We start from the raw sequence: 255 nt of genomic DNA, 5'->3' as shown, positions 1-255 counted from the left end.
ATCAACCGAGATTCCCCCAGTAGCGGCGAGCGAACGGGGAGGAGCCCAGAACCTGAATCAGTTCTTGTGTTAGTGGAAGCGTCTGGAAAGTCGCACAGTAAAGGGTGATAGTCCCGTACACTAAAATACATTAATTGTGAGTTCGATGAGTAGGGCGGGACACGTGACATCCTGTCTGAATATGGGGGGACCATCCTCCAAGGCTAAATACTCCTGACTGACCGATAGTGAACCAGTACCGTGAGGGAAAGGCGA

At 51.4% G+C, this 255-nt stretch carries 1 rRNA gene; it reads left to right on the top strand.

Annotation, left to right across the window (positions count from 1 at the left end):
- Nucleotides 1–255, top strand: a 23S ribosomal RNA gene (locus AAZT04_RS26310); the annotation flags it as partial.

Origin of the sequence: Serratia sp. Je.1.23.a (assembly GCF_051129805.1) — a bacterium.
GTDB lineage: Bacteria > Pseudomonadota > Gammaproteobacteria > Enterobacterales > Enterobacteriaceae > Serratia > Serratia liquefaciens.
The sequence above is the reverse complement of the archived record's forward strand: the minus strand, read 5'-3'. Positions and strand labels throughout refer to the sequence as shown.